Origin of the sequence: Thioclava dalianensis, assembly GCF_000715505.1 — a bacterium.
GTDB lineage: Bacteria > Pseudomonadota > Alphaproteobacteria > Rhodobacterales > Rhodobacteraceae > Thioclava > Thioclava dalianensis.
Genome location: NZ_JHEH01000006.1, coordinates 73,144 through 94,379, shown reverse-complemented (window position 1 = coordinate 94,379; position 21,236 = coordinate 73,144). Strand labels below are relative to the sequence as shown.

General features: G+C 63.0%; 23 protein-coding genes and 2 pseudogenes. 10 read left to right on the top strand and 15 right to left on the bottom strand.

Features of this window, described 5'->3' with window-relative positions:
• Positions 1-154: 154 nt before the first annotated feature.
• From DL1_RS07140 to DL1_RS07125, 4 genes are all read right to left on the bottom strand, one after another.
• Complete coding sequence (locus DL1_RS07140) at positions 155-412, bottom strand: hypothetical protein (RefSeq protein ID WP_038064274.1); 258 nt, start codon at positions 410-412, stop codon at positions 155-157.
• Between the two features lie 127 nt (positions 413-539).
• Positions 540-1,604 carry a tricarballylate utilization 4Fe-4S protein TcuB gene (tcuB, locus tag DL1_RS07135; protein WP_038064272.1) on the bottom strand — a complete coding sequence of 355 codons (1,065 nt, stop codon included), beginning with the start codon at positions 1,602-1,604 and terminating at the stop codon, positions 540-542.
• Positions 1,594-2,988 carry an FAD-dependent tricarballylate dehydrogenase TcuA gene (gene tcuA / locus DL1_RS07130; RefSeq protein WP_038064270.1) on the bottom strand — a complete coding sequence of 465 codons (1,395 nt, stop codon included), beginning with the start codon at positions 2,986-2,988 and terminating at the stop codon, positions 1,594-1,596. The genes tcuB and tcuA overlap by 11 nt, the downstream gene beginning before the upstream one ends.
• Positions 2,985-3,668, bottom strand: a complete 684-nt coding sequence (locus tag DL1_RS07125) for a GntR family transcriptional regulator (protein WP_038064487.1) — start codon at positions 3,666-3,668, stop codon at positions 2,985-2,987. Before DL1_RS07125 ends, tcuA begins: the two co-directional genes overlap by 4 nt.
• 197 nt (positions 3,669-3,865) lie before the next feature.
• On the opposite strand from DL1_RS07125, the pseudogene DL1_RS21185 reads away from it, so the two are divergent.
• Positions 3,866-4,373, top strand: a pseudogene (locus DL1_RS21185) (AbrB family transcriptional regulator).
• On the opposite strand, the gene DL1_RS07115 reads toward DL1_RS21185, so the two are convergent.
• The 5 genes and pseudogenes from DL1_RS07115 to DL1_RS22225 all read right to left on the bottom strand — a co-directional run bounded on the left by DL1_RS07115 (position 4,348) and on the right by DL1_RS22225 (position 6,683).
• Positions 4,348-5,322, bottom strand: a complete 975-nt coding sequence (locus DL1_RS07115) for a D-2-hydroxyacid dehydrogenase family protein (protein WP_038064268.1) — start codon at positions 5,320-5,322, stop codon at positions 4,348-4,350. The pseudogene DL1_RS21185 and the gene DL1_RS07115 overlap by 26 nt on opposite strands.
• A gap of 5 nt (positions 5,323-5,327) precedes the next feature.
• Positions 5,328-5,489, bottom strand: a complete 162-nt coding sequence (locus DL1_RS21530) for a hypothetical protein (RefSeq protein ID WP_156022721.1) — start codon at positions 5,487-5,489, stop codon at positions 5,328-5,330.
• Positions 5,490-5,496: 7 nt separating this feature from the next.
• Complete coding sequence (locus DL1_RS07110; protein ID WP_038064266.1) at positions 5,497-5,934, bottom strand: PrpF domain-containing protein; 438 nt, start codon at positions 5,932-5,934, stop codon at positions 5,497-5,499.
• Positions 5,934-6,209 (bottom strand): annotated as a pseudogene (locus DL1_RS21950) (tripartite tricarboxylate transporter permease); the annotation flags it as partial. The pseudogene DL1_RS21950 and the gene DL1_RS07110, both read right to left, overlap by 1 nt.
• A gap of 339 nt (positions 6,210-6,548) precedes the next feature.
• Positions 6,549-6,683, bottom strand: coding sequence for a hypothetical protein (locus DL1_RS22225; RefSeq protein WP_281244628.1), 135 nt, complete (start codon positions 6,681-6,683; stop codon positions 6,549-6,551).
• Between DL1_RS22225 and DL1_RS22045 the strand changes: the two genes are divergently transcribed.
• From DL1_RS22045 to DL1_RS07095, 3 genes are read left to right on the top strand one after another with little or no spacing between them, the layout of a single operon-like run.
• Positions 6,682-6,867, top strand: a complete 186-nt coding sequence (locus tag DL1_RS22045) for a response regulator transcription factor (RefSeq protein WP_074854923.1) — start codon at positions 6,682-6,684, stop codon at positions 6,865-6,867. The two genes, DL1_RS22225 and DL1_RS22045, sit on opposite strands and share 2 nt — an antisense overlap.
• Positions 6,868-6,927: 60 nt before the next feature.
• Positions 6,928-7,200 carry a helix-turn-helix domain-containing protein gene (locus DL1_RS22040; RefSeq protein ID WP_245739607.1) on the top strand — a complete coding sequence of 91 codons (273 nt, stop codon included), beginning with the start codon at positions 6,928-6,930 and terminating at the stop codon, positions 7,198-7,200.
• Complete coding sequence (locus DL1_RS07095; protein WP_245739608.1) at positions 7,097-8,047, top strand: sensor histidine kinase N-terminal domain-containing protein; 951 nt, start codon at positions 7,097-7,099, stop codon at positions 8,045-8,047. The genes DL1_RS22040 and DL1_RS07095 overlap by 104 nt, the downstream gene beginning before the upstream one ends.
• Positions 8,048-8,068: 21 nt before the next feature.
• Here the strand turns inward: DL1_RS07095 and DL1_RS07090 are convergent, their stop codons facing one another.
• The 6 genes from DL1_RS07090 to DL1_RS07065 form a co-directional block, all read right to left on the bottom strand.
• A complete protein-coding gene (locus DL1_RS07090) occupies positions 8,069-9,220 on the bottom strand; it encodes an aromatic ring-hydroxylating oxygenase subunit alpha (RefSeq protein ID WP_425441847.1) in 1,152 nt (383 codons plus the stop codon).
• A gap of 136 nt (positions 9,221-9,356) precedes the next feature.
• Entirely contained in the window at positions 9,357-10,454 is a 1,098-nt protein-coding gene (gene argE / locus DL1_RS07085; protein ID WP_038064260.1) for an acetylornithine deacetylase, read from the bottom strand.
• Positions 10,455-10,457: 3 nt separating this feature from the next.
• Positions 10,458-11,393 carry a LysR family transcriptional regulator gene (locus DL1_RS07080; RefSeq protein ID WP_038064258.1) on the bottom strand — a complete coding sequence of 312 codons (936 nt, stop codon included), beginning with the start codon at positions 11,391-11,393 and terminating at the stop codon, positions 10,458-10,460.
• Positions 11,393-12,070 (bottom strand): DUF1028 domain-containing protein, encoded by a 678-nt coding sequence (locus DL1_RS07075; RefSeq protein ID WP_038064256.1) that lies wholly within the window; start codon positions 12,068-12,070, stop codon positions 11,393-11,395. The genes DL1_RS07080 and DL1_RS07075 overlap by 1 nt, the downstream gene beginning before the upstream one ends.
• A gap of 30 nt (positions 12,071-12,100) precedes the next feature.
• The gene (locus tag DL1_RS07070) at positions 12,101-12,514 is read right to left on the bottom strand and encodes a RidA family protein (protein ID WP_038064255.1); all 414 of its coding nucleotides are present in this window, start codon (positions 12,512-12,514) and stop codon (positions 12,101-12,103) included.
• 18 nt (positions 12,515-12,532) lie between these two features.
• Positions 12,533-13,828: a flavin-containing monooxygenase gene (locus DL1_RS07065; RefSeq protein WP_038064254.1), complete on the bottom strand. Its 1,296-nt coding sequence runs from the start codon at positions 13,826-13,828 to the stop codon at positions 12,533-12,535.
• Between the two features lie 258 nt (positions 13,829-14,086).
• Here DL1_RS07065 and DL1_RS07060 point away from each other — a divergent pair, with 258 nt between their 5' ends.
• From DL1_RS07060 to DL1_RS07035, 6 genes are all read left to right on the top strand, one after another.
• Entirely contained in the window at positions 14,087-15,013 is a 927-nt protein-coding gene (locus DL1_RS07060; RefSeq protein WP_038064251.1) for a LysR family transcriptional regulator, read from the top strand.
• 120 nt (positions 15,014-15,133) lie between these two features.
• Positions 15,134-16,138 carry a tripartite tricarboxylate transporter substrate binding protein gene (locus DL1_RS07055; RefSeq protein ID WP_038064249.1) on the top strand — a complete coding sequence of 335 codons (1,005 nt, stop codon included), beginning with the start codon at positions 15,134-15,136 and terminating at the stop codon, positions 16,136-16,138.
• Between the two features lie 124 nt (positions 16,139-16,262).
• Positions 16,263-16,832, top strand: coding sequence for a tripartite tricarboxylate transporter TctB family protein (locus DL1_RS07050; protein ID WP_038064247.1), 570 nt, complete (start codon positions 16,263-16,265; stop codon positions 16,830-16,832).
• Positions 16,832-18,352, top strand: a complete 1,521-nt coding sequence (locus tag DL1_RS07045; RefSeq protein ID WP_038064245.1) for a tripartite tricarboxylate transporter permease — start codon at positions 16,832-16,834, stop codon at positions 18,350-18,352. Before DL1_RS07050 ends, DL1_RS07045 begins: the two co-directional genes overlap by 1 nt.
• On the top strand, positions 18,349-19,200 hold the full coding sequence (locus DL1_RS07040; RefSeq protein ID WP_038064243.1) for a shikimate dehydrogenase family protein: 852 nt from the start codon (positions 18,349-18,351) through the stop codon (positions 19,198-19,200). The genes DL1_RS07045 and DL1_RS07040 overlap by 4 nt, the downstream gene beginning before the upstream one ends.
• The gene (locus DL1_RS07035) at positions 19,197-21,092 is read left to right on the top strand and encodes a bifunctional sugar phosphate isomerase/epimerase/4-hydroxyphenylpyruvate dioxygenase family protein (protein ID WP_038064241.1); all 1,896 of its coding nucleotides are present in this window, start codon (positions 19,197-19,199) and stop codon (positions 21,090-21,092) included. Before DL1_RS07040 ends, DL1_RS07035 begins: the two co-directional genes overlap by 4 nt.
• Positions 21,093-21,236: the final 144 nt, after the last annotated feature.

Genomic DNA, 21,236 nt, shown 5'->3' with positions numbered 1-21,236 from the left:
TCGATCTTGGGAAAGATACGCGTCATCTGGTCTGGTTCGACCGCACCGGTCAGGCGTCATAGCGTGAACAAACCAAGCCCCTCGACCACCTCCGCTTTCGTCGCATCCGTCACCTCTCGCGCACGTTCCGTGCCCGCCCGTATCACGTCGCGCACTAAGCCCGGGTCCTGAGCAAGCGCTGCGCCGGATCAGTAACCATCGCGCGCACCGCCGCCGAGATCTGATCGGGGGTTGCCGAAAGCGGAATCGCATTTCCCCCCGATTTCGACATTTTGGCCTTTCCATCGACGCCGGGCAGACGGCCCGCACGCGGGATGATCGCCTGCGCCTCGGGCAACAGATCGGCCAGAAGCAGATAAGTCTCATGGCTGTCTTGCAACTCCAGCCGCGCACGCAGGAAGCTGGAAAACAAAGGCCGCCTTCGCGGCGGCCCAACTCGCATGAAACGTCCGGCCGCCTATAAGCTGGCCGGCCACCAGATGTTTGCGGTGGCGATCACGTGTTCCATCAGGCGAGGATACAGGCGCCGAGCGCGCCCGTCAGCCCTTTTTCTTTTGCGCATCAGCTACCAGTGCCGCGAGGCGATAGAAGCCGTGGACCATCTTGGAAAACGGCGTCAGCAGGAAGAACGCGAGCACAGCCCCGAGATGCAGAGCGAGCAGGCTCGGCATTAGCACGGTTTGACCAAGCGCATAAAGCGCCAAGCCGCTCAGGCTCACGAAGCCCAGCAAAGCGACAAAGCCAAGCTCGCCGCTCGTCGCGCCCGAGGCACCAAGCTTTGGGTCGGCTTTCAGCTTCAGCCGGATCATCTCGATGCAACCCAGGCTCAGAAGCACGCCGCCTGACACCCCAAAGAGCTTCGGCAGCGACCAGAACGGGTAAGGCGCGGACATGCCCAGCACATAATGCATCAGAGTGGCCACGCTCGTGGCGGCGAAACAGAGCAGAAAGCCATACATCACCGCCTGATGCGCGAACCTGCGGGCGTGGGAAAAACGGTCCTCGTCCTCGAAATTGCACCCATCGCCATGCCCCCCCTTGAGATCGCGCATATTCGCCGCAGCCGCAAAGCCCGCCCGCAGATCAGAGATCCGCAGCGGGCCTGCCCCGACGGCCCGCCAATAACGCCGCAAGCTGATTGCAATGCTGAGAAGCGGGAACAGGAAGGCCGGGAGAAAGATCGCCACCATCGTGTTATGCGCCATCACCGCGTAAAAACCGTTGCCGCCCGCACTCGCAATCGCCCGCATGGCCAAGATCAGCAGCGCAAAGCCCAGCACGGTCGCGAGCGCGATGCGCAGCCCGCTTTTCTGGAAGACGTGCGCGGCCGCGCGCGGAAAGGCAAACTCTTCCCAGCTGTCCTGCCGTACATTCGCCAGCGCCTGCGGCAGATTGAGGGCAAACTCATGCGGCGCCGTATATTGGCAGGCGTAATAGCAGCCGCGGCAGTTGTGGCACAGATTGGCAAGCTGCGTCAGATCGCCATCGCTGAAGGCGCGCTCGGCATGGAGCGCGGGGAAGACCGAACAATAGCCTTCGCAATAGCGGCACGCGTTGCAGATCTCGGCCTGACGGCGCGCCTCTTCAAGAAATTCAGTTTGCATGGGCGGCGGCCTCTTTGCCTGCGATACGTCCGAAAACAGTGCCGATCGTCATGCCGAACCCCGCGAGATACCCCTGACCCAAGATCGACCCGGCCATGGTTTCGCCCGCGGCCCAAAGGTTCGAGACCGGGCGATCTCCAATGGAGCATTGCGCGCGCGCGTCGACCTTCAGGCCCAGATAGGTGAAGGTCACGCCGGTGCGCAGCGAGTATCCGTAGAATGGGGGGTCGGTGATCGGGCGCGCCCAGTTGGTCTTGGGCGGGGTGATCCCGGTGGTGGACACGCCATCGAGCTCGGTCGGATGAAACCCCGACGTGTCGCCGCAGGCGGCGTTGAACTCGGCCACGGTCTTGGTCAAAGCCGCAGGGGGCAGCCCCATCTCGACCGCCAGACCTTCGAGCGTCTCGGATTTGATCGGCGGAAAGACCGAGGGCATGAACAGCTCAAGCGATTTCGCGTCGATGATGACATAGCCCACCTGATCGGGCTGCGCCGCAACGAGGCGACCCCAGATCGCATAGCGCTTTGGCCAGACATCCTCCCCCTCGTCATAGAAGCGTTCGCCGTTCTTGTTCACGACGATGGAGAACGGCACGCAATCGAGCCGCGTGACGATACCGCCGTCGAATTTCGGCGCGCGCCCATCGATGGCGACCGCGTGGCATTGGGTCGGATCGCCCACCTGTTCGACGCCCTGCCCCAGCAGATCGGCCAAGACGATTCCGCGATTGTAGGGCGTGCCCCGGATCAGGAAGTTCTTCGCAGCTGGCCCCCATGCGCGCGCGAGCCAATCGGTATCGGCCTGAAAGCCGCCCGAAGCGACCACGACCGATTTCGGGTTGATACGCCGCGTCTCGCCAGTCTGCGTGTACTCGATATGCGTGACGCGATCGTCGTCGATCTCCAGATGGGTGACAGCGGCTTCATATTCGACCTGAACCCCAAGCGCCTCTGCCGTGCGGTAATAGGCATTCACCAACCCCTTGCCGCCGCCCAGAAAGAACGCATTGGTCCGCGCAAGCGACAGCGTGCCCGAGAGCGAGGGCTGAAAGCGCACGCCATGCGCCTCCATCCAAGGCAGGCACGCCTCAGAGCTTCGGATCGCAAGCCGCGCCAGCCCCTCATCGGTCTTGCTGCCGGTGACCTTCATCAGATCGGCGAGATATTCCTCCTCGGTGTAGCTATCCGTGAGCGGACCCAGCGGGCCACGATGCATGCAGCGAAAATTGCGCGTGTGGCGGGAATTTCCGCCCCGGTAGGGCTTGGGCGCGGTTTCCAGAATCACCACGCGCGCCCCGGCCTCGGCGGCCGCAATCGCCGCACAAAGCGCCGCATTCCCGCCGCCAATGACCGCAATATCGGGTTGCGGTGAAACAGTTTTCACAGCAGATCTCCGTCATAGCTCGGGGTCTGGCCGGGCTCAGAGCGCAGCGCGCGCACGCGCACCCGCTGCGCCGCCTCGATATGCGCGCGCATCGCGGCCTCGGCGAGCGCGCCGTCACGCGCCTTGATCGCATCGAGTATGCCGAAATGCTCCTCGACCGCCTTTTCTGCACGGTCCGGCTCGGTCAGCGTCGTCGGGCCGAGGATCATGAGCGCCTTTTGCAGCGTGTGGATGGACCGGGCGAGAAACCGGTTCTTGGCCGCATCCAGAAGGGCCGCGTGGAATTGCCGGTTCAGGATGAAGGCCTCGGGGGCACTGCCCAGCTTGGCCATTTGCTGGTTCATCTCGATCAACTCCTCGATCTCGATATCCGAGGCAGCCCGCGCGGCCAGCCGCGCGGCGGTGCCTTCGAGCACGGCGCGCATCTCGTAAAGCTCCATGACCTCGGCATAGTCGAGCCTGCGGATCGTGGCGCCCTGCCGCGCGACATGGCTGACGATGTTATCCGCCTCAAGCTTGCGGATCGCTTCGCGAACGGGAGTGCGCGACATGCCCAAACGCTCGGCCAGCTCGGTTTCCCGCAAGCGATCGCCCGGGTTGAGACGCCCTTCGCGCAATTCGGTCAGCAGACGGTCATAGGCCGTGTTTCCCTGCGGCGTGCTGCCATCTTCATTCGCCATTTTGCTCTCCGCATCCATATTGTATCCCATTGGATACAATTGCATGCAAGAGTCGTCAAGACGAAGAGGAGGCCAGTTGGCGCAGACACATATTCGCGGGTGCCATGCAACGGCGCGGCCTGACCTTTGTGTGGGCCGCCGCGGGCACCGCGCTTTCCTGGGCGCTGGACCTGCCGCTGCTCCTCCTCTTCGGCGCGATGGCGTTTTGCCTCGCAGGCGCGCTGGCGCATCTGCCACTACAGAGTTTCGGCAGGATCTCCGTCGGCGCACGCACGATCCTTGGGGTGGCGGTCGGGGCTTCGATGATCGTGACGGCGACGCTCTCGCTCCCGGGCATCATCCATTTCCGCCCGCCTGCCGAGGCGACCCTCGCGGCGCAAGTCTTCATCGGCTGCGGAATCGGCGTGCATTTCCTCGGCGTGACTTGGAAAGAGCCGCATCGTGTCGGCAGGCATTGCCTATGCGCCGGTGCTGGCCGTACTGGCTGCCGGGTTTTCCGGTTTGGTGACCGTCTTGGGACTGGGCGAGCGCGTGCCCGCCTTTCTGGCCTTTGCCCCCGGCGGTCAGGCGGAGATGACGGTGCTTGCGATTGTCACAGGGGCAGATCTGGGCTTTGTCATCACCCACCACCTGACGCGCATCTTGCTCGTGATCGTTGGCGCGCCCGTGGTGGCGAAGGTCATCGCGCAGCGGCGGACGGGTTGACCATGTGGATCGGCGCACCCTCGGCATAGGCCTTCACCTGCGCGAAGATATCGGAGAACTGCTTGTCGAACTCATCCTCGGTCACATAGCCGATATGGGGCGTGGCTATGAGGTTTGGATGCGCAAGCAGCGGGTCGGCTGCATTGGTCTCGGGCTCGCGATCAAAGACATCCACCGCCGCCTGCCCGGGGCGTCCGGCCTTGAGCGCCTCCAGCAACACGCCCGGCGCGATCAGCCCCGCCCGCGAGGTGTTCACCAGCACGGAGCGCGGCGACATCTGCGCGAGATCTTCGGCTGTCACGATCCCACGGGTCTCGGGCGTCAAACGCAGATGCAGCGAGACAATGTCGCTTTGCGCAAAGAAGGCCGCGCGGCTCTCGGCAACGTTCGCCCCATCGGCCAAGGCACGTGCGCGCCCGGCCTCTGACGCCCACCAGATGACCTCCATCCCGAAGGCCCGGGCGTAGTCAGCCAAGGCACGCCCGATCCGTCCGTATCCGTAAAGGCCGAGTACCCGCCCCCGCAGGCCGCGCCCGACGCCCATCTGCCAATTGCCGGATTTGACGCTGGCCATCTGCTGCGGAAGCTGACGCATTGCGGCCAGCATCAGCGCGAAACTCAGCTCGGCGGCTGCGCAATTCGCGCCATCCCCGCCCGTGTTCGAGCACAGCAAAACACCACGCGCGCTGCAGGCCTCCACATCGACATGCGGCCATGTGCCCCGCTGAGAAATCAGCCGCAGCTTGGGCAGTCGCTCCAGCAAGCCGCGGGTGATTTTCGTGCGTTCCCGAAAGAGCACCACGCAATCCGCATCCGCGAGCCTGCCCGCAAGTGCCGCCTCATCGGGCTCGTGATCGGTCCAGACCGTGACATCGTGGCCGTCCAAAATCTTGAAACAAGGCAAGTACCGCAGCGTATCGAACCAGTCGTCAAGAATATGGACTTTCACTGCACCTATCCTTGTCCGTGAAACGCTTTGATCGCCTTGCTAACACGTTCATGCAGAAGCGCAAGTTCGGGCGTTTTGCCTTCGTCCTCGGCGATCTTCGCGACGATCTCTTTGCGAGTATCCTCCAGATTCTGACGGGCGCGGCTCAGTTTCTTGAAATGGGTCATGGGCTTCTCAATGCGACAACAGGACGGGAATTTGCCTGCGCGCAAGCACCTCAGCGGTCACCGTGCCGGGCGTCAGCGCGCAGGAGGCAAGACATTGCGACCCGGTGACCGCCAACGACGGATGCGTGTTCCACGGCATGAAATAGCGCGTCGCGATGGTGCTGCCGGCCTTCGCGGGCGCGAGCAGACCGAATTTCGGCGTGACCGATTTCGTCACATCGCCAATGCCCATGGCCGCGCCCGCCTTGAGACGCGCGACCTCCATGCACGCGAGAAATGCGGTGTTTGCGTCAAGCTCTGCCGCGCTCTCATAGCCCGTCAGACCGAAATCCTGTGCCCGCGCGATCACCAGCAGGAAGATCAGCCGGGCGCGCTTGGAGCCGGACTCCACATCGCCCTCGGCCATGATCGATTTCGCCTGACGCAGCCCGAGGCTGCGATGCACAGCAGGGCCAGCGCGCCGATGAAGATCGCCATCGAGCCCGAACCCGGAAGACCGAACAGCAGCGTCGGAAGCAGCCTGCCGCCCTCTTTGGCGTTGTTCGCGTTTTCCGGCCCGATCACGCCGCGGATTTAGCCTTTGCCGAAATTCGACTTGTCCTTGGTGGTCTGGACGGCATGCCCATAGGCGATCCAACCAACGACCGAGCCACCCAGCCCCGGGATCACGCCGACAACGACGCCGATCAGCGAGCAGCGCACGGACAGCCAGTTGGTCACATAGGCTTTGGCCTCAGGAGACACTGTCGTGCCTTCTTTCGTGGCCCGCTTGGCACCCTCGCCGACAAATACCTCGCAATCGCCAACCTGCTGTTTCGCGATCTGCTTGAAGTCCGGGCGGTTGCGCACGGCGTCGAAGGCTTTGGTGTAGGCCCGAACCACCTCATCCGGCGTGCCTCGCGGCAGGAAGGCGAGTGCCGCCGCAGAATAGACGGATTGCTTGATGGTCATTCGTGTCCTCCCTTAGACATTTTGAACCGGGCTGGCCCGAAGCCCACCGGTGTGCCGTTACTCTCCAAAAGAGACGTATCCTTCCTCCTACATGCGCAACATTCCGTCCTAACCTGCGCGAACCTTGCGCATCATGACAAAGAAGCAACCATACGCATCGCTGTCATCGAAGATAATGAGGCTTTGTCCCGCGCCATCGCCTTCCGCCTGCGAGACCGCGGCCATGCCGTTGATCTTCTGCATGACGGCGGATGACTATCTCACAAAACCCTTCGAGATGGACGAGCTGGAGGCCCGGCTGCGCGCGATGGCGCGGCGCAAGAATCTCGAGTTCATGGCGCGCGACACGTTCGGCCCGCTCGTCTTCGACCGCACCAGCTGCCAATTGAGGCATGACGAGACCGCGCTCGACATTCCACGAAAGTAAATCGCCACGCTGGAATGCCTGCTCGAACGCCGTGATCGGATCGGCTCCAAATCGGCCTTGATGACGCATCTCTACGGCACGGGCTCGGATGCCGAAGGGAACGCGATCGAGTCGCATGTCTCGCGGCTGCGCAAACGGCTTAAACCCTACGGGATCAAGATCAAGACGGCTCGCGGATGCTTGAGGTCGCAGAGAGATGACGACGCAGCCCAAGGCCATCTCTCTGCGGATGCGGCTGTTTCTCGTCATCCTCCCGCCGCTCTTATTGGTCTTGGTCCTGCTTGGATGGTGGCGCTTCACGGCGGGGCAGCGCACCTCCGACGAGCTCTTTGACCAGAGCCTCCTTTCCGCAGCGCTTGCAATTTCGCGCGATGTCGCAATCTCTGAGGGCGATGCACTGTCGCCAAGCACTCGCGATATCATCTCGGATGCAGGCGGCGGAGAAGTGTTCTACCATGTGACCGACTACGCCTATCCGCCGCGCCCCGAAACGGCAGCGCCGCAGGACAAACCCTACCACTATCTGGCGGAGTATCGGGGCGAATTGATGCGCGTTCTGCGCATGCAGGAACGACACATAATCGGCACTATGACCGGAGAAGCCGTTGTGACGGTCTGGCAGCGCGTCAGGGATCGCCGCGCCTTTGCACGTCAATTGGCCCAACGGTCAGCGGCCGTGATCGTCTGTTTGATGGGCGTCTTGAGCCTGCTGATCTGGGTCGGCGTCCAGATCGGCCTGCGTCCACTGAACGGTCTTCAGGCCGCAATCGAGAAACGCTCGCCCGACGATCTCGGGCGTATCCGACGCCCTGTGCCCAAGGAGGTTCTGGGCATCGTCACGACCCTCAACAGGCGGCTCTTGCAGATGCGTCACAGCATCGAAGAACATCAGGCCTTCATTTCCGACGCCGCCCAGCATCTGCGCAATCCCGCCTCTGCCCTGCGCCATGGCGGGGCGACGATGACCCAGATCACCGTGCAAGACGACGGGATCGGTATCCCGCTCGATCAGGCGGAAGCGGTGTTTCGGCGCTTCTCGCAGCTGCGCAACGGCGAAGGCACGGAGCTTGGGCTTGCGATTGTCGAGCAGGTTTTGCGCCGCCACCACGGGGAGGTCACACTGGCCCCCTGTGATCGCGGAACCCGCTTTATCTTCAGCCTGCCGCCCCGCGCGGCGTGATCTCTGCGACGCAAGGCAGGCTCAGCCCGCCTGCACCATCCGCGAGAGCCATTGCGCAAATTCGTAGTTTGGCCGTTCAAGATGCGACAGCGCGCCGGGCTTGGCAAAGCGGCTTTGCATGCCCTTCCAGACTTTCTCCGTGCAGCCCTTGTCTTCGGCATTCACCGCATCGAGCAGGGTCTTGAGCGACAAGAGATGCGCCTCCGCCTCGGGGTCTGAAAGGAAGTCGGGCGAGAGGCCCCCGCCATAGAGGATCTTCACGTGATCAGGCCCATCGGGGCGCAGCGAGAGATACCAGAAATAGCCCGGCGTCAGCGTGATCATCAGCGACGGATACATCGCCAGCAGCCACGTGCGGCGGCGGTCATCGCCCTGCAGGACGGTGTTGCTCGGATGCGCGAGCGCCAGCGGGACGGAATCGGCCTTAAGGATGTGATGGAAGTTGAAATTCGCAAACCCCTCGGGGCAGACCATCTCCCGAAGCTTGGTCGCGCCGCCGATCGTGCCCGCATGGCAGACCGGCAGGTGATAGCTCTCCATGAAATTCTCAGCGAGGATCTTCCAATTGGTGTTCCAGCGATGCTCTTCGCGGAAGGTCTCGCGGTAGCTGGCCATATCGAGATACCCGACAAGCGCGTCCCACTCGGCATAAACCTCGGATGGTTCCGCCAGATCGGGATCGAGGGTCAGCATGATCCACCCTTTCCAGTCGACGCAGCGGATCGCAGGCAGCCCCGAGTTTTCCTTGCAAAAGGAGCCGTTCAGCTCCATCGCCGGGGCACCGCGCAGCGAGCCATCGAGCGAATAGGTCCAGGCATGGTAGGGACAGGTAATCACCCGCGCCGTGCCGCGTCCCTCCAGAAGCGTCGACATCCGGTGGCGGCAGACATTCGACATCGCGCGCAGCGCACCCTTGGCATCGCGCAGCACGATGATCGGCTCGCCCGCGATCTCGGTTGTCATATAGGCGCCCGGCCCGTCGAGCGACTCGGCGCGGCCCGCACAGACCCAGCTCTTGGCAAAGACCCGCTCCTCCTCGAGCGCGAGAAACGCTTTCGACGTGTAAACAGAGGTCGGCATCGCAGAGGCGCGCTCAAACGGGACCGCAACAGTGGCGGCGAGTTCGGCGGCAGGATCGATCCGGGGGATCGTCACTGGGGTGGTCTCGTTCATTGAGGGCTCCTTGTGGGATACCAGAGGTGCGCGCGCAGGGCCTACTTATGAATGCCGCCGGATCCGCTTTGGTAAAAGAAATTTTCCTATTAGTCTGGCTTAGGCACGGGCTAAGCGCCCCGTCGGGCTGCCCCGCCTAGCGCGACAAGTAGGTGCGCAAGATCCGGATGCAGCCGTCAAGCTCCGAGATCGCGACGGATTCGTCTGGCTGATGGCCATCGCGCATATCTCCCGGCCCCCAGACAATCGTCGGCAGGCCCAGCGCTGCGAAAAACCCCGCCTCGGTTCCAAACGCAACGGTGCCGGGCTCTGGCTGGGCCAGACCCGAGGCAAAGGCCCGGATCGCTGGCTGATCCGCATCGCTGAGAAGGCCCGGGTAGCGCCCGGTCTGGGTGATGCTCACATCGCGCGGCGCATCAAGGCTTGCGAGGATTGCCTCCGGCGTCTCGGTCGCAAGGTGCCGGATCTCGAACAACAACTCCGCACGGTCGGGCACGATGTTGAGCGCGGTGCCGCCGCGCAAAACCCCCGCATGGATCGTCGAGAATGGCGGGTCATAGCCTGCGTCCCGGGCGCCCTGCGCCACAAGCGCCGCCTGCCGGTCGCGGATCGCCTGAACCAGGTCGGCGGCAGGATGCAAAGCGTTGCGAAACTGCGGTGCCATAGCCGAGTGCCCGGCGTCACCTGTCGCCACGGCCCGGTAACTTGCCTTGCCCTTATGCCCGCACACCAGCTTGAGCGAAGTCGGCTCGCCCACAATGCAAAGCTCCGGCCTGCCCAGCGTCGGGATCACGGCATCGATCATCTCGGCGATACCACGGCAACCGATCTCTTCGTCCCAGCTCAGCGCAAGGCTCAGCGGCATACGCTGATCCTCAGGCCTTAGCGATTGCGCGACAGAGAGCACACAGGCGAGGAAGCCCTTCATATCGGTCGTGCCCCTCCCGACATAGCGGCCATCCTCCTCGCCCAAGACAAAGGGATCGCGCGACCAGTCTTGACCCGCGACCGGCACGACATCGGAATGGGCCGAACAGAGCAGCCCGCCCTCCCCGCTCCCGCGCTTGGCCAGCAGCCCCGCCTTCACGCCATCGGCGGACTCAACGCGCCATGTCGCAAATCCCTGCCCCTTCAAGAAGACCTCAACCCAGTCCACGAGCGCGCCGTTCGGCCCGTCCGTGATCGTCGGGAACCCGACAAGTGCTGCAAGAATATCCTTGGTCGAAAGCTCCATCGCCTAGTGCGCCTCCGTGCCAAAGCTGAACTCGCTCGCATCGCTCAGATTGTCGCGGACATGCTCGACGAAAGCCGCGACCGTACGCGAAGTCTCAGCCCCCCGGCTTGTCAGGATGCCCATCTTGAGCAGCCGTGGCCCGCCCGAGATCGGAACGAAACGCAGCGTGCCGCCATCGGGCGCCTGATCGGTGATCGGACGGATATTGGCGATAGAATAGCCGAAATCATTCGCCACAAGCGAGCGCATCACAGCGATGTCCCGCGTGCGCTCCACCACGCGCGGACGCTGCCCGGTCTCGGCGAAAAGCGAGAGGAAATAGTCCGAGCTCACCGGCAGATCGAGCAGAATCATCGGCAGGTCGACCAGTTCCGAGGGCGCGACGTCGCGCCGCGCGGCCAGGGGATGATCTTGTGCGAAATGCGCAACGGGCGGCAGGTCGATCAAAGGATGGAAGTCGAGATCGGGAGGAATATCGAGATCATAGGTGATCGCCACATCCAACCGAGCGTCGCGCAGCTGCTCGAAAATCTCCGATTGGTCGCGTTCGAATTGATGGAAGGTGACATCCGGGTAAGTGTCGACAAAGCCGCGCCGCAGCTTGGGCAGCACGATCTGCGCGAAGGTGATCAGGCAGCCCACATGCAGATCGCCCCGCACCGTGCCTGCCAATTCGCTCGCAAGATCACCAAGCGCTTCCGCCCGCGCGACGGCTTCGCGTGCCCCCTCCAGAAACCGACGCCCAACCTGCGAGACGGCGAGCCCGTGCGCGTGGCGGCGGATGAAAAGCTTGAGGCCGACCTCCGCCTCAAGCTGGGCAATCGCGGTGGAGATCGACGGCGAAGAGACGTTGAGCCGCCGCGCGGCCAGCACAATGGAGCCGCAATCGCAGACGGCGATGAAATATTCGAGCTGGCGGAGGGTGATCCGCAGCGGCATCAAGCGTCGCCCGGCACGCCATAGGACGGCGCCCCGCTGGGGTTCAGCGCGCGGGTCACGTAATCATCGGCCTGCGGGCGGTAGAGCTTCCAGAGATCGGACAGCGCGGCGATCGGGCAGGCCTCATCCAGCCAATCGACGCGCAGATCGGCATAGGGCCAGCTTTGCTTATCCACGATCAGCAGACCCGCGGAATGCACAGGCCCCGCCTCGCCACCCGCTGCAAGTCCGGCCTTCATCGCTGCGATCAATCGATCCCCAAGCGTCCCCTCGGCCGCCTCGAACGCCGCGACCATGGCCGCCGGAATACCGTCATTTTTCAACATATTGCCACCCGCCGCGCAGTCGCGCCCCTCGGCAGACGTCCAGATGCCAAGCGCCTTCGGGCCGGAATGCACCGATGTCGTCCCGCGCGCATCAATTGCCAGAAGCTGGCGGTATTCGGGATCGGTATCGCCATCCCGAGCAGCGGCAACCGCCTCGGCAGCGCGCGCGCCCGATGCCATCCGATCCAGCATCAGGGGGCCCAGCTCGGGATTGGTCACATTTTGCGACGAGACCGCACCGGTCCCGGCCTGCGCCCGCGCACAGCGCGCCGCAACCGCCGGGGAGGACGAGGAAATCGCTACGCCGAGCTGGCCGCTTTGCGCACATCTGGCGACGATGGAAAAGGTCATGGGGCGCTCCGTTTCACTGCAAATCTTGGGTCAGTCGGGGATCACGGCGGTCGCGTCAATCTCCACCAGCCATTCGGGCCGCGCAAGGGCTACGACAACAAGGCCAGTGCAGACCGGATGCACGCCGCGGATATACTCACCCATCACCCGGTAGACCGCCTCGCGGTGGCGCACATCGGTCAGGTAGACGACGAGCTTGGTCAGATGCGCCATCTCGCCGCCCGCCTCTTCGATGAGCTGGCGAATATTCTGCATGACCTTATGGGTCTGCTCCACCGGGTCGTGGCTGTCGATATTTTTCGCGGTATCAAGCTCTTGCGGGCATTGACCGCGCAGAAAGATCACCTGCCCGCGCGCCACGACGGCCTGCGCGAGATCATTGTCGAGATTTTGCTCGGGATAGGTGTCCTTCGTATTGAAGGCGCGGATGCGGGTATGGGCCATGGCGGGTTCCAGTTCAGGTCAGGCGGTGTGAGAGGCAGCGCGCGCAGTGCTGCAAGGCGCGTCGGGATCGGGGCGATAGGCGCGGTATCCAGCTTGGATCTCGATATGATCCGCAAGGTATTTCGCATCGTGCCAGACGCCCCAGATGAAACTGGAGCCGCGCCCCGAAAGCCATGGTAGGCCGAGGAAATAGACACCGGGCGCACGCGACACACCGCGCTGATGCGCGGGTCGGCCTGTCTCGTCAAAGGCATCGACCGCCATCCAGCCGTAATCATTGGCAAAGCCAGTCGCCCAAATGATCGTGGAGAGGCCCGCCGCTTCGATGTCGAGCTCCGAGAGCGGATCGGTCACGCAGCCGGGCATCGCAGGCAGCGCGCGGGCCGAGGGTTCGGGCGGCAAATCCAGCCCGTTGCGGGTGACATATGCGTCGGCCTCATCAAGGACAGAAAGGTAATTCTCGTCGCCGCGCCGGATGTTGCGTTCAAGGTCGGGCCCAAAGGACAGCACGCCATCGGCACAGCTTTCGGTGCGCCCGACAAGGGTCATGCCGTCATGGGCAAGCCGCCGGAAATCGACCGTCTGGCCGCCATTCGCCCCGCTGACCGCGATGGTGACATGCTCGGTGCCGGGCGCGCTCGCCTGACGGTCCCATTTCCCGAGCACACCCAGCCACCAGACGAAATCGCGACCGCGATAGCTGCGCGGCGGCCGGTCATGCGGGCCGACCGATAGATAGACGCGCCGCCCGGATTGCATCAGCTCTTGTGCGATCTGCGTGCCGGACGAGCCCGCGCCGACGACAAGCACCGCGCCCTCGGGCAGCGCATCGGGATTGCGGTACGCGCTGGAATGAATCTGGGTGAGCCCCTTGGTCTCGGGCACGATCCGGGGGATCACAGGCGTCTGGAATGCCCCGGTCGCAACCACGACGCTCTGCGCCTCGATACCGCCATCGGAGGTCTCGGCAAGATAGCCCGGACGCCCATCCAGCGGCGCAAGCGCTGTCACCTCGACGCCGCAGCGCACCGTCCCCGCGAAGCGCTCGGCATAGGTTTCGAAATAGGCGGCAACATCGTCCTTGGCGATGAAGGCATCCGGCGAGTGACCCTCGAATTCCATCGTCGGGAAACGATCATGCCAAGCCGGTCCGTTCGCAACAAGCGAGTCCCAACGGCGCGTGCGCCAGGATTCAGCGATGCGGTCACGCTCAACGACGATATGCGCGATCCCCCGGCGCGTCAGATGCTCGCTCATGGCGATCCCGGCCTGTCCGGCCCCAATGACAAGCGTGTCGGTGGTCTCGAACTTCATCGCTGCATTCCCCAACAGTGTGATCCGATGCCCGCAATTGATCCGGGGGCACTGTCCCTCCTTCCTATAGCCGAGTTTGATTAACTAAAATAACGATTTCTTATAGCATTGATTAGCCAATGCCTAAGAATAGGCCGCGTGCCAGACCCGGCCCGGGGACAACTCCCTCTCGACTCAATGCGCGCGGATTCATAACTTAGGTTATGAATAAAATACGCAGCGTAACATGATGTTAATATCAGGGCCGGGGAGGGATGCATGCGCGAAATCACGCTTCGCCAGATCGAGGTAATCCGCGCCGTCATGTTGCGCGGCACGATCAGCGGCGCCGCAGAGCACCTTGGCGTCTCGGCGCCCGGCGTCAGCCGGCTGATCAAGCACTCCGAGGACTCGCTAGGGCTGCGGCTGTTCGAGCGCCGCGCGGGGCTCTTTGTGCCATCGGTCGAGGCCGGGCCTGTCTTTGACCAGATCCGCGAGGTCTATAAGGGGGTCGAGAACCTTCAGGTCGCACTCGGCTCGCTTCAGAAAGGCGAAAATGTTCGCCTCTCCTTCGCCTCTGCGCCCTCGGTGGCCCAGTTCATCGCCGCCCGTTCCATCCGCACGATGCGGGCGCGCTACCCGGATCTCTATATCGACCTCAATATCCTGAAAATCGAGGAAACGATTGACTATTTGCTGCTGGAACGCGGCGAGTTCGTCATCATGAGTTCGCCGATCCACAATCCCGGGATCGAGAGTAAGGCGCTCGCCCATGGCAAGATCGTCGCGATTTTGCCAGAGGGGCACAGGCTGGCCGCGCAGGATGTGATCTCGGTCCATGATCTGGCAAAGGAGCCGCTGATCGGGGTCGCCCCCTCCGATCCCTACGGCGCCGCCGTCGCCCAGCCCTTCCGCAATGCGGGCATTGAGGTGCAGCATTCGATGCGGGGCCGCTTCGCGCAAACCGTCGTGAGCCTTGTCCGGCATGGGCTGGGCGTTGCGCTGATCGACGAGTTCTCGGTGGCCGAGGTCTATATGCCGGGCCTCGTGCGGCGACCGATCACGCAAGACGTTCCGATCTCGATCTATGTCGTCTCGAAGAAGGGCCGCAGCCTGTCCAACTTCGCGGAGTTCGGCATCCGCCAGTTCCGCAAGGAATTGAACGAGGCGCACAAACATTGGGCCGCGATCCCTAACCCAACTTAACATGAAGTTAACATACCCTTAAAATTGATAATTTGAGTTACGGTCAAAATCAGGCATTCTGTATCTCAACGGGCTGGCAGGAGGTGCCGACCCTGGATCAACCTTGGGAGGAGGAACCCCATGAAAAGAGTATTGATTGGTGCCGTCGCGGCATTGGCCTTGGGAACGGGCGCTGCCCTAGCGGACGGTTACCCTTCGAAAGAGATTCAAGGCGTCATCCAATGGGGCGCGGGCGGCTCGACCGACACAGTGATGCGTTCGGTGACACCGCATGCCGAGAAAACCCTCGGTGGCACCGTCGTGATGCAGAACATGACCGGCGGCGTCGGTGCAATCGCGCTGAACTCGGTCGCAAGCAAACCCGCAGATGGCTACACGTTGCTGATGGGCGCTGAAAACCCGCTTCTTTACAAGGTGATGGGCCTTGGTCAGAAAGATTATAGCGACTTCACCCCGGTCGATATTCTGGCCCGTGGCACGGCAGTTCTTGTCGCGCGCCCCGGCGTTCCCTTCGACGATTACAAAAGCATGATCGCCTATATCAAGGCGCATCCCGACGAGGTGCGTTTCGGCGCGACCGGTCCCGGCGGTCTGCCCTCGGTCGTGACCGCGATGATGGATTCGGTCGAAGGCAAACTGCCGGTGATCTCGGTGCCCTACGATGGCGACGGCCCGGCTCTGACCGCACTGCAAGGTGGCGCGATCGACGTGATGCCTGCCGTTCTGGGCGCCGCGCTGGAAAGCATTCGCGCAGGCAAGATGAAGCCGCTGGCGGTCTTTGAAGAGAAACCCAACCCGTTGCTTCCGAAAGTGCCTGCGGTCGTCTCGTTCAACGAAGACTATGCCAAATATCTGCCCTGGGGCCCGTTCTTCGGCGTTTTCGTGAAGAAGGGCACGCCTGAGGATATCGTGACCAAGCTCTCGGATGCCTATAAGGCCGGTGCCGAGAGCCCGGACTTCCAGAAACTGATGGACGGTCGCGGCTACACGATCATGAACATCTCGGGCCCGGAGGCCGAAGACTTCCTGAGCAAGTGGCAGTCGAACACCACCTGGCTGCTTCAGGATGCAGGTCTCACCAAAGCCTCGCCCGAAAAATTCGGCATCCCAAAGCCCGGCAACTGATCGGCGCCCGGACGCCCCCCTCTGACGCGGGGGATGTCCCTTAGATGACCCAGCGCCGCACTTCGCACCCAGAAGTGCGGCGCCATTTTTTGCGAACCTGCGCGAATGCCCGAGGGAGGCCTCCATGTCGACGCATATCGACCCCGACCAACACGACGGAACATCCGACGCCACGCCGGGCGGCTACGAAAAACAGCGCCGCCCGGGCGAGGCGATCTTTGCCCTGTTCATGCTGCTCGCAAGTCTCGGCTTGCTCTGGAGCGCCTATGGCATCGCGGGGTTCTCCTCGCTTTCCTCGCCCGGCGCGATCCCGATGGCCACGACAGCCGTGATGGTGATCGCAGCCGCAACTGTACTGATCCAGACCGTCAAGCGGCCGCGCGTCCCCGGTGAGACATTCGTCAAGAACATCCTGCCGGGCGTTGTCGTGCTCTTCGTGGCGCTGCTGGTGTGCTATGGTGCGCTCTTGGAGCCGCTTGGCTTCCTCCCGACCTCGGCAATCTTTCTGGTCATCGCCTTCAAGGTGCTGTGGCGTCGCAACTGGCTGGTCACATTGGGCGTGGCGGCGTTCAGCCTGCTGTTGATCTGGCTGATCTTCCGCATCGTGTTTACCGTGCTGATCCCCGAGGGTGTCGTGCCCGAAGCCGAGATCATCCAGTTCTTCCGTAACCTTCTCAGCGGAGGGGCCGCGTGATGGAACATCTCATGGCATTCCTGATGATTTTCACCCATCCCGAGCTGCTGATGCTGGTCGCTGTGGGGACATTTGCGGGCGTCTATGTGGGCGCCATCCCCGGTCTCTCGGTCACCATGGCCGCGTCGATCCTGATCTCCTTCACCTTCTCATGGGACGTCTATCCGGCGCTCGCGCTGATGGTCGGCATCTATATGGGCGGGGTCTATGGCGGCTCGCGCACGGCGATCTTGCTCAACATCCCCGGCGCGCCTTCGGCCATTGCGACCGCCATGGACGGCTACCCGATGGCCCAGCGCGGCGAGGCAGGCACGGCAATCGGCATCACCACCACCATGTCCTTCTTTGGCGGCTTCGTTGGCATTTTGGTGCTGGCACTGGCCGCGCCATGGGTCTCGGAATTTGCGCTGAAATTCCAGCCGCGCGACTACATGCTGCTGGCCGTGCTCGGCATTTTTCTGGTGGGCTCGCTCTCGCAGGGCAGCCTGACCAAGGGCATCTTAGCAGGGGCTTTGGGGATTGCCATCGGCTCTGTCGGACGCGACCCGCTGACCTTTGCCGAGCGCTTCACCTTCAACATGCCGCTGATGGAGCCCGGCATTTCGTTCATTGCGGTCATGATCGGGATGTTCGGCGTCTCCGAAGCGCTGTTGCAGCTTCACCATGTCGGTCAACCCGCGATCAAGCAAAAGATCACCCGCATCGTGCCCTCATGGTCCACGATCCGCAAACACCTGCCGCTGTCGCTTCAGACCTCGAGCATTGGCGTGATCATCGGGGCCCTGCCCGGCACTGGCGGCGATATCGCAGCGCTGATGGCCTATGATCACGCCAAGCGCGTAACCAAAAAGCCCTCGCGCCCGTTCGGACAAGGCGCAATCGAGGGGCTCGTCGCACCCGAAACCGCCAATAACGCAGCCGTCGGTGGCGCTTTCATCCCGATGATGACGCTGGGCATTCCCGGCGACGCGGTGACCGCGATCATGATCGGGGCGCTCTACATCCACGGCTTGAATCCCGGCCCCATGCTGATGGTCGAGCAGCCCAACATGTTCTGGTTCATCGTCGGCGCACTGGTGATGGCGAATTTCTTCATGCTGATTTTCGGCCTGACCGGGATCAAGCTCTTCACGAAGATCGTCGCGATGCCCCGGCCGGTCCTGATCCCACTGATCATGCTGCTGTCAATCGTCGGCGCCTATGCGGTGAACAACTCGATCACGGATGTCTACTGGATGCTGGGCTTTGGTATCTTCGGCTACATGATGCGCCATTACGGCTACCCGCTGGGGCCGGTGATCCTTGGCGTGATCCTGTCGCGACTTCTCGATGACAACTGGCGTCGGGCGATCATCTCGGAGCGTGGCGATCTGGGCCGGTTCTTTGGCGGCCTCTTCTCAAGCCCGCTTTCAACCGTGCTGTTGCTCGCCGTCATCGCGATCTTCGTGTCGCAAACCCCGATCTGGCGCTGGATCAAGACGAAACTCTTCGGACGCAATTCAAGGAGCCTCGAGCCATGACGTCCAATCCCTCCCTTCTGCTGGGCCTGATCGGCGACAATATCTCGCGCTCGCATTCGCCCCGTCTGCACCGGCTGGCGGGCGCACAGAACGCCCTGCGCGTGCGCTATGACAGCCTGATCCCGATCGATCTTGGGCGCGCCTTCGAGACCGTTCTGAACGAGTCCCTCGACACCGGCTATCGCGGGCTCAACATCACCTATCCCTATAAGGAGAAGGTGGTTGATCTGGTGCGCGTCCACGATCCGCTGGTGCGCGCCATGGGCTCGGTCAACACGGTGTTGTTCGAGCCCGAGGGACCGCTGGGGCTCAACACCGATTATACCGGCTTCATGGCCGCCTATCGTGCGGTTCGGGGCAATTCTGAGCCCGGTATCGTGACAATGATCGGCACCGGCGGTGTCGGGCGCGCGGTGGCTTTCGGCTTGCTGGGGCTGGGCGCACACGAAGTGCGGTTGGTCGACAGGGATCCGGCCAAGGCCGAGGCGCTGGCCGAGGCGCTCAACCGCGCAGCGCCCGATCTTGCCGTCACCATCTGGGTCGATGCCGAGCGCGCCGCCGCCGGCGCAACTGGCCTGATCAATTGCACACCAATTGGGATGTATGGCTATGAGGGCACGGTCCTGACCGCAGCCGCCATGCAAGGTGCGGAGTGGGCGTTCGATGCGGTCTATACACCCGCCGACACGCAGTTTCTGACCGAAGCGAAAGCGGCGGGGCTCACGATCATCTCGGGATGGGAGCTGTTCTTCTATCAAGGCGTCCACGCGTGGAAGCTGTTCTCGGGCCGCGATGTCGACGAGCCGAAGCTGCGCGATTCACTCATCAGACAGGAGGATGCGGCATGAAAACCTCGATCGCCACCGTATCGATCTCTGGCAACCTTCAGGAAAAGCTCGAGGCGATTGCCGCGGCGGGCTTCGACGGGATCGAGATCTTCGAGCAGGATTTCCTGACCGATGACCGCAGCCCGGCAGAGATCGGGCGGATCATCCGGGACCACGGGCTCGAGATCACCCTGTTCCAGCCCTTCCGCGATTTCGAGGGCCTGCCCGCATCGCTGCGCAGCAAAGCCTTCGACCGGGCGGAGCGCAAATTCGACGTGATGCAGGAGTTGGGCTGCGATCTGGCGCTGTTTTGCTCTTCGGTTCACCCGGAGGCGCTTGGCGGTATCGACCGCGCCGCCGCCGATTTCAACGAGCTGGGCGCACGGGCTGCGGCACGCGGTCTGCGCGTGGGCTATGAGGCGCTGGCCTGGGGCAAGCATGTCAACGATCACCGCGACGCCTGGGAGATCGTGCGCCGCGCCGATCATCCCGCGATTGGCCTGATCCTCGACAGTTTCCACACGCTGAGCCGCAGGATCGACCCGGAGACGATCCGGCGCATCCCCGGCGACCGGATTTTCTTCGTTCAACTGGCCGACGCACCGCTGATCGACATGGATCTGCTCTACTGGTCGCGCCACTTCCGCAACATGCCCGGTGAGGGAGATCTGGACGTGACCGCGTTCACGCGTGCGGTGATGGCCACCGGTTACAGCGGACCGATCAGCCTTGAGATTTTCAACGATCAGTTCCGGGGCGGCAGACCTGCGACGATTGCGCAGGATGGCTACCGCTCGCTGGTCAATCTGACGGACGATATCCGCCGCAAAGAGCCGGGCCTCGCCCCCGATCTGGCGCCGATGCCCGCGAGGGTGTCGGTCTCGGGCACGGCCTTTCTCGAATTCGCTTCGCGCGCTGACGAGGCCGAGGCACTGCGCGACGTTTTGCGCGGGCTTGGCTTTTCCCGCGTCGGGCGGCACCGTTCCAAGGATCTGGGCCTTTGGCGGCAGGGCGATATTCGCTTTCTCATCAACGAAGAGGACCGCGATTTCGCGGCCACCGCCTATAATGTCCACGGCACCAGCATCTGTGATATCGGCCTGACGGTGTCCTCCGCCTCCGACACGATCGCACGGGCCACGGCGCTTGGCGCGGATATGTTCGACCAGCCGCTCAGCCCGGTGCAAGTGGACATCCCCGCGATCCGCGGCCTTGGGGGCAGCGTGCTGCATTTCCTTGATGGCTCGCAGGATCTTGCACAGGTCTGGGATCAGGAATTCACCTCAGACGGGGCCGAGGCCCAAGACGAGGTTGGCCTCACCCGTGTCGATCACATCGCCCAGACGATGACCTATGATGCGATGCTCAGCTGGTCCTTGTTCTACACTTCGCTATTCGCGATGGAAAAAGCGCCGATGGTCGATGTGACCGATCCCGACGGGCTGGTGCGCAGCCAAGCTCTGAGCACGCAAGGCGACGCAGAGGGCCTGCGGATCACGCTCAATGGCGCGGAAACCCATCGCACGGTAGCGGGCGCCTTCCTGTCGGAGAGCTTCGGCGCTCCGGTCCAGCATGTGGCCCTTGCGACCGACGACATTTTCGCAACGGCCGAGGCGCTGGTCGGGCGCAATTTCGGGGCACTGCCGATCCCGCCGAATTACTACGCGGATCTGGCCGCTCGGTTCGATCTGGATGAGACCCAGCTGGAACGGATGAAAAAGCTCAACATCCTCTATGACCGCGACGGCGCGGGGGAGTTCTTCCAGCTCTATTCGCGCCCCTTCGCGGGCGGCATGTTCGTCGAGATCGTCGAGCGGCGCGGCGGCTATAGCGGCTATGGAGCCCCCAACGCCCCATTCCGCATTGCAGCCCAGCGGCGGCTGATGCGGGTCAAGGGGATGCCACGCGGATAACATCCCTTTGTGGAGATACTCACCGATCTCGGATCGTCCTATGCGACAAGATCATCGCTACGCCCTATTCCTTTGTCCGCAGTCTCCTGTCACGGTCGCGTTTGCATTGACTGCGCGGCCTCTTGCGGGTTTGTAAGTCGGCCA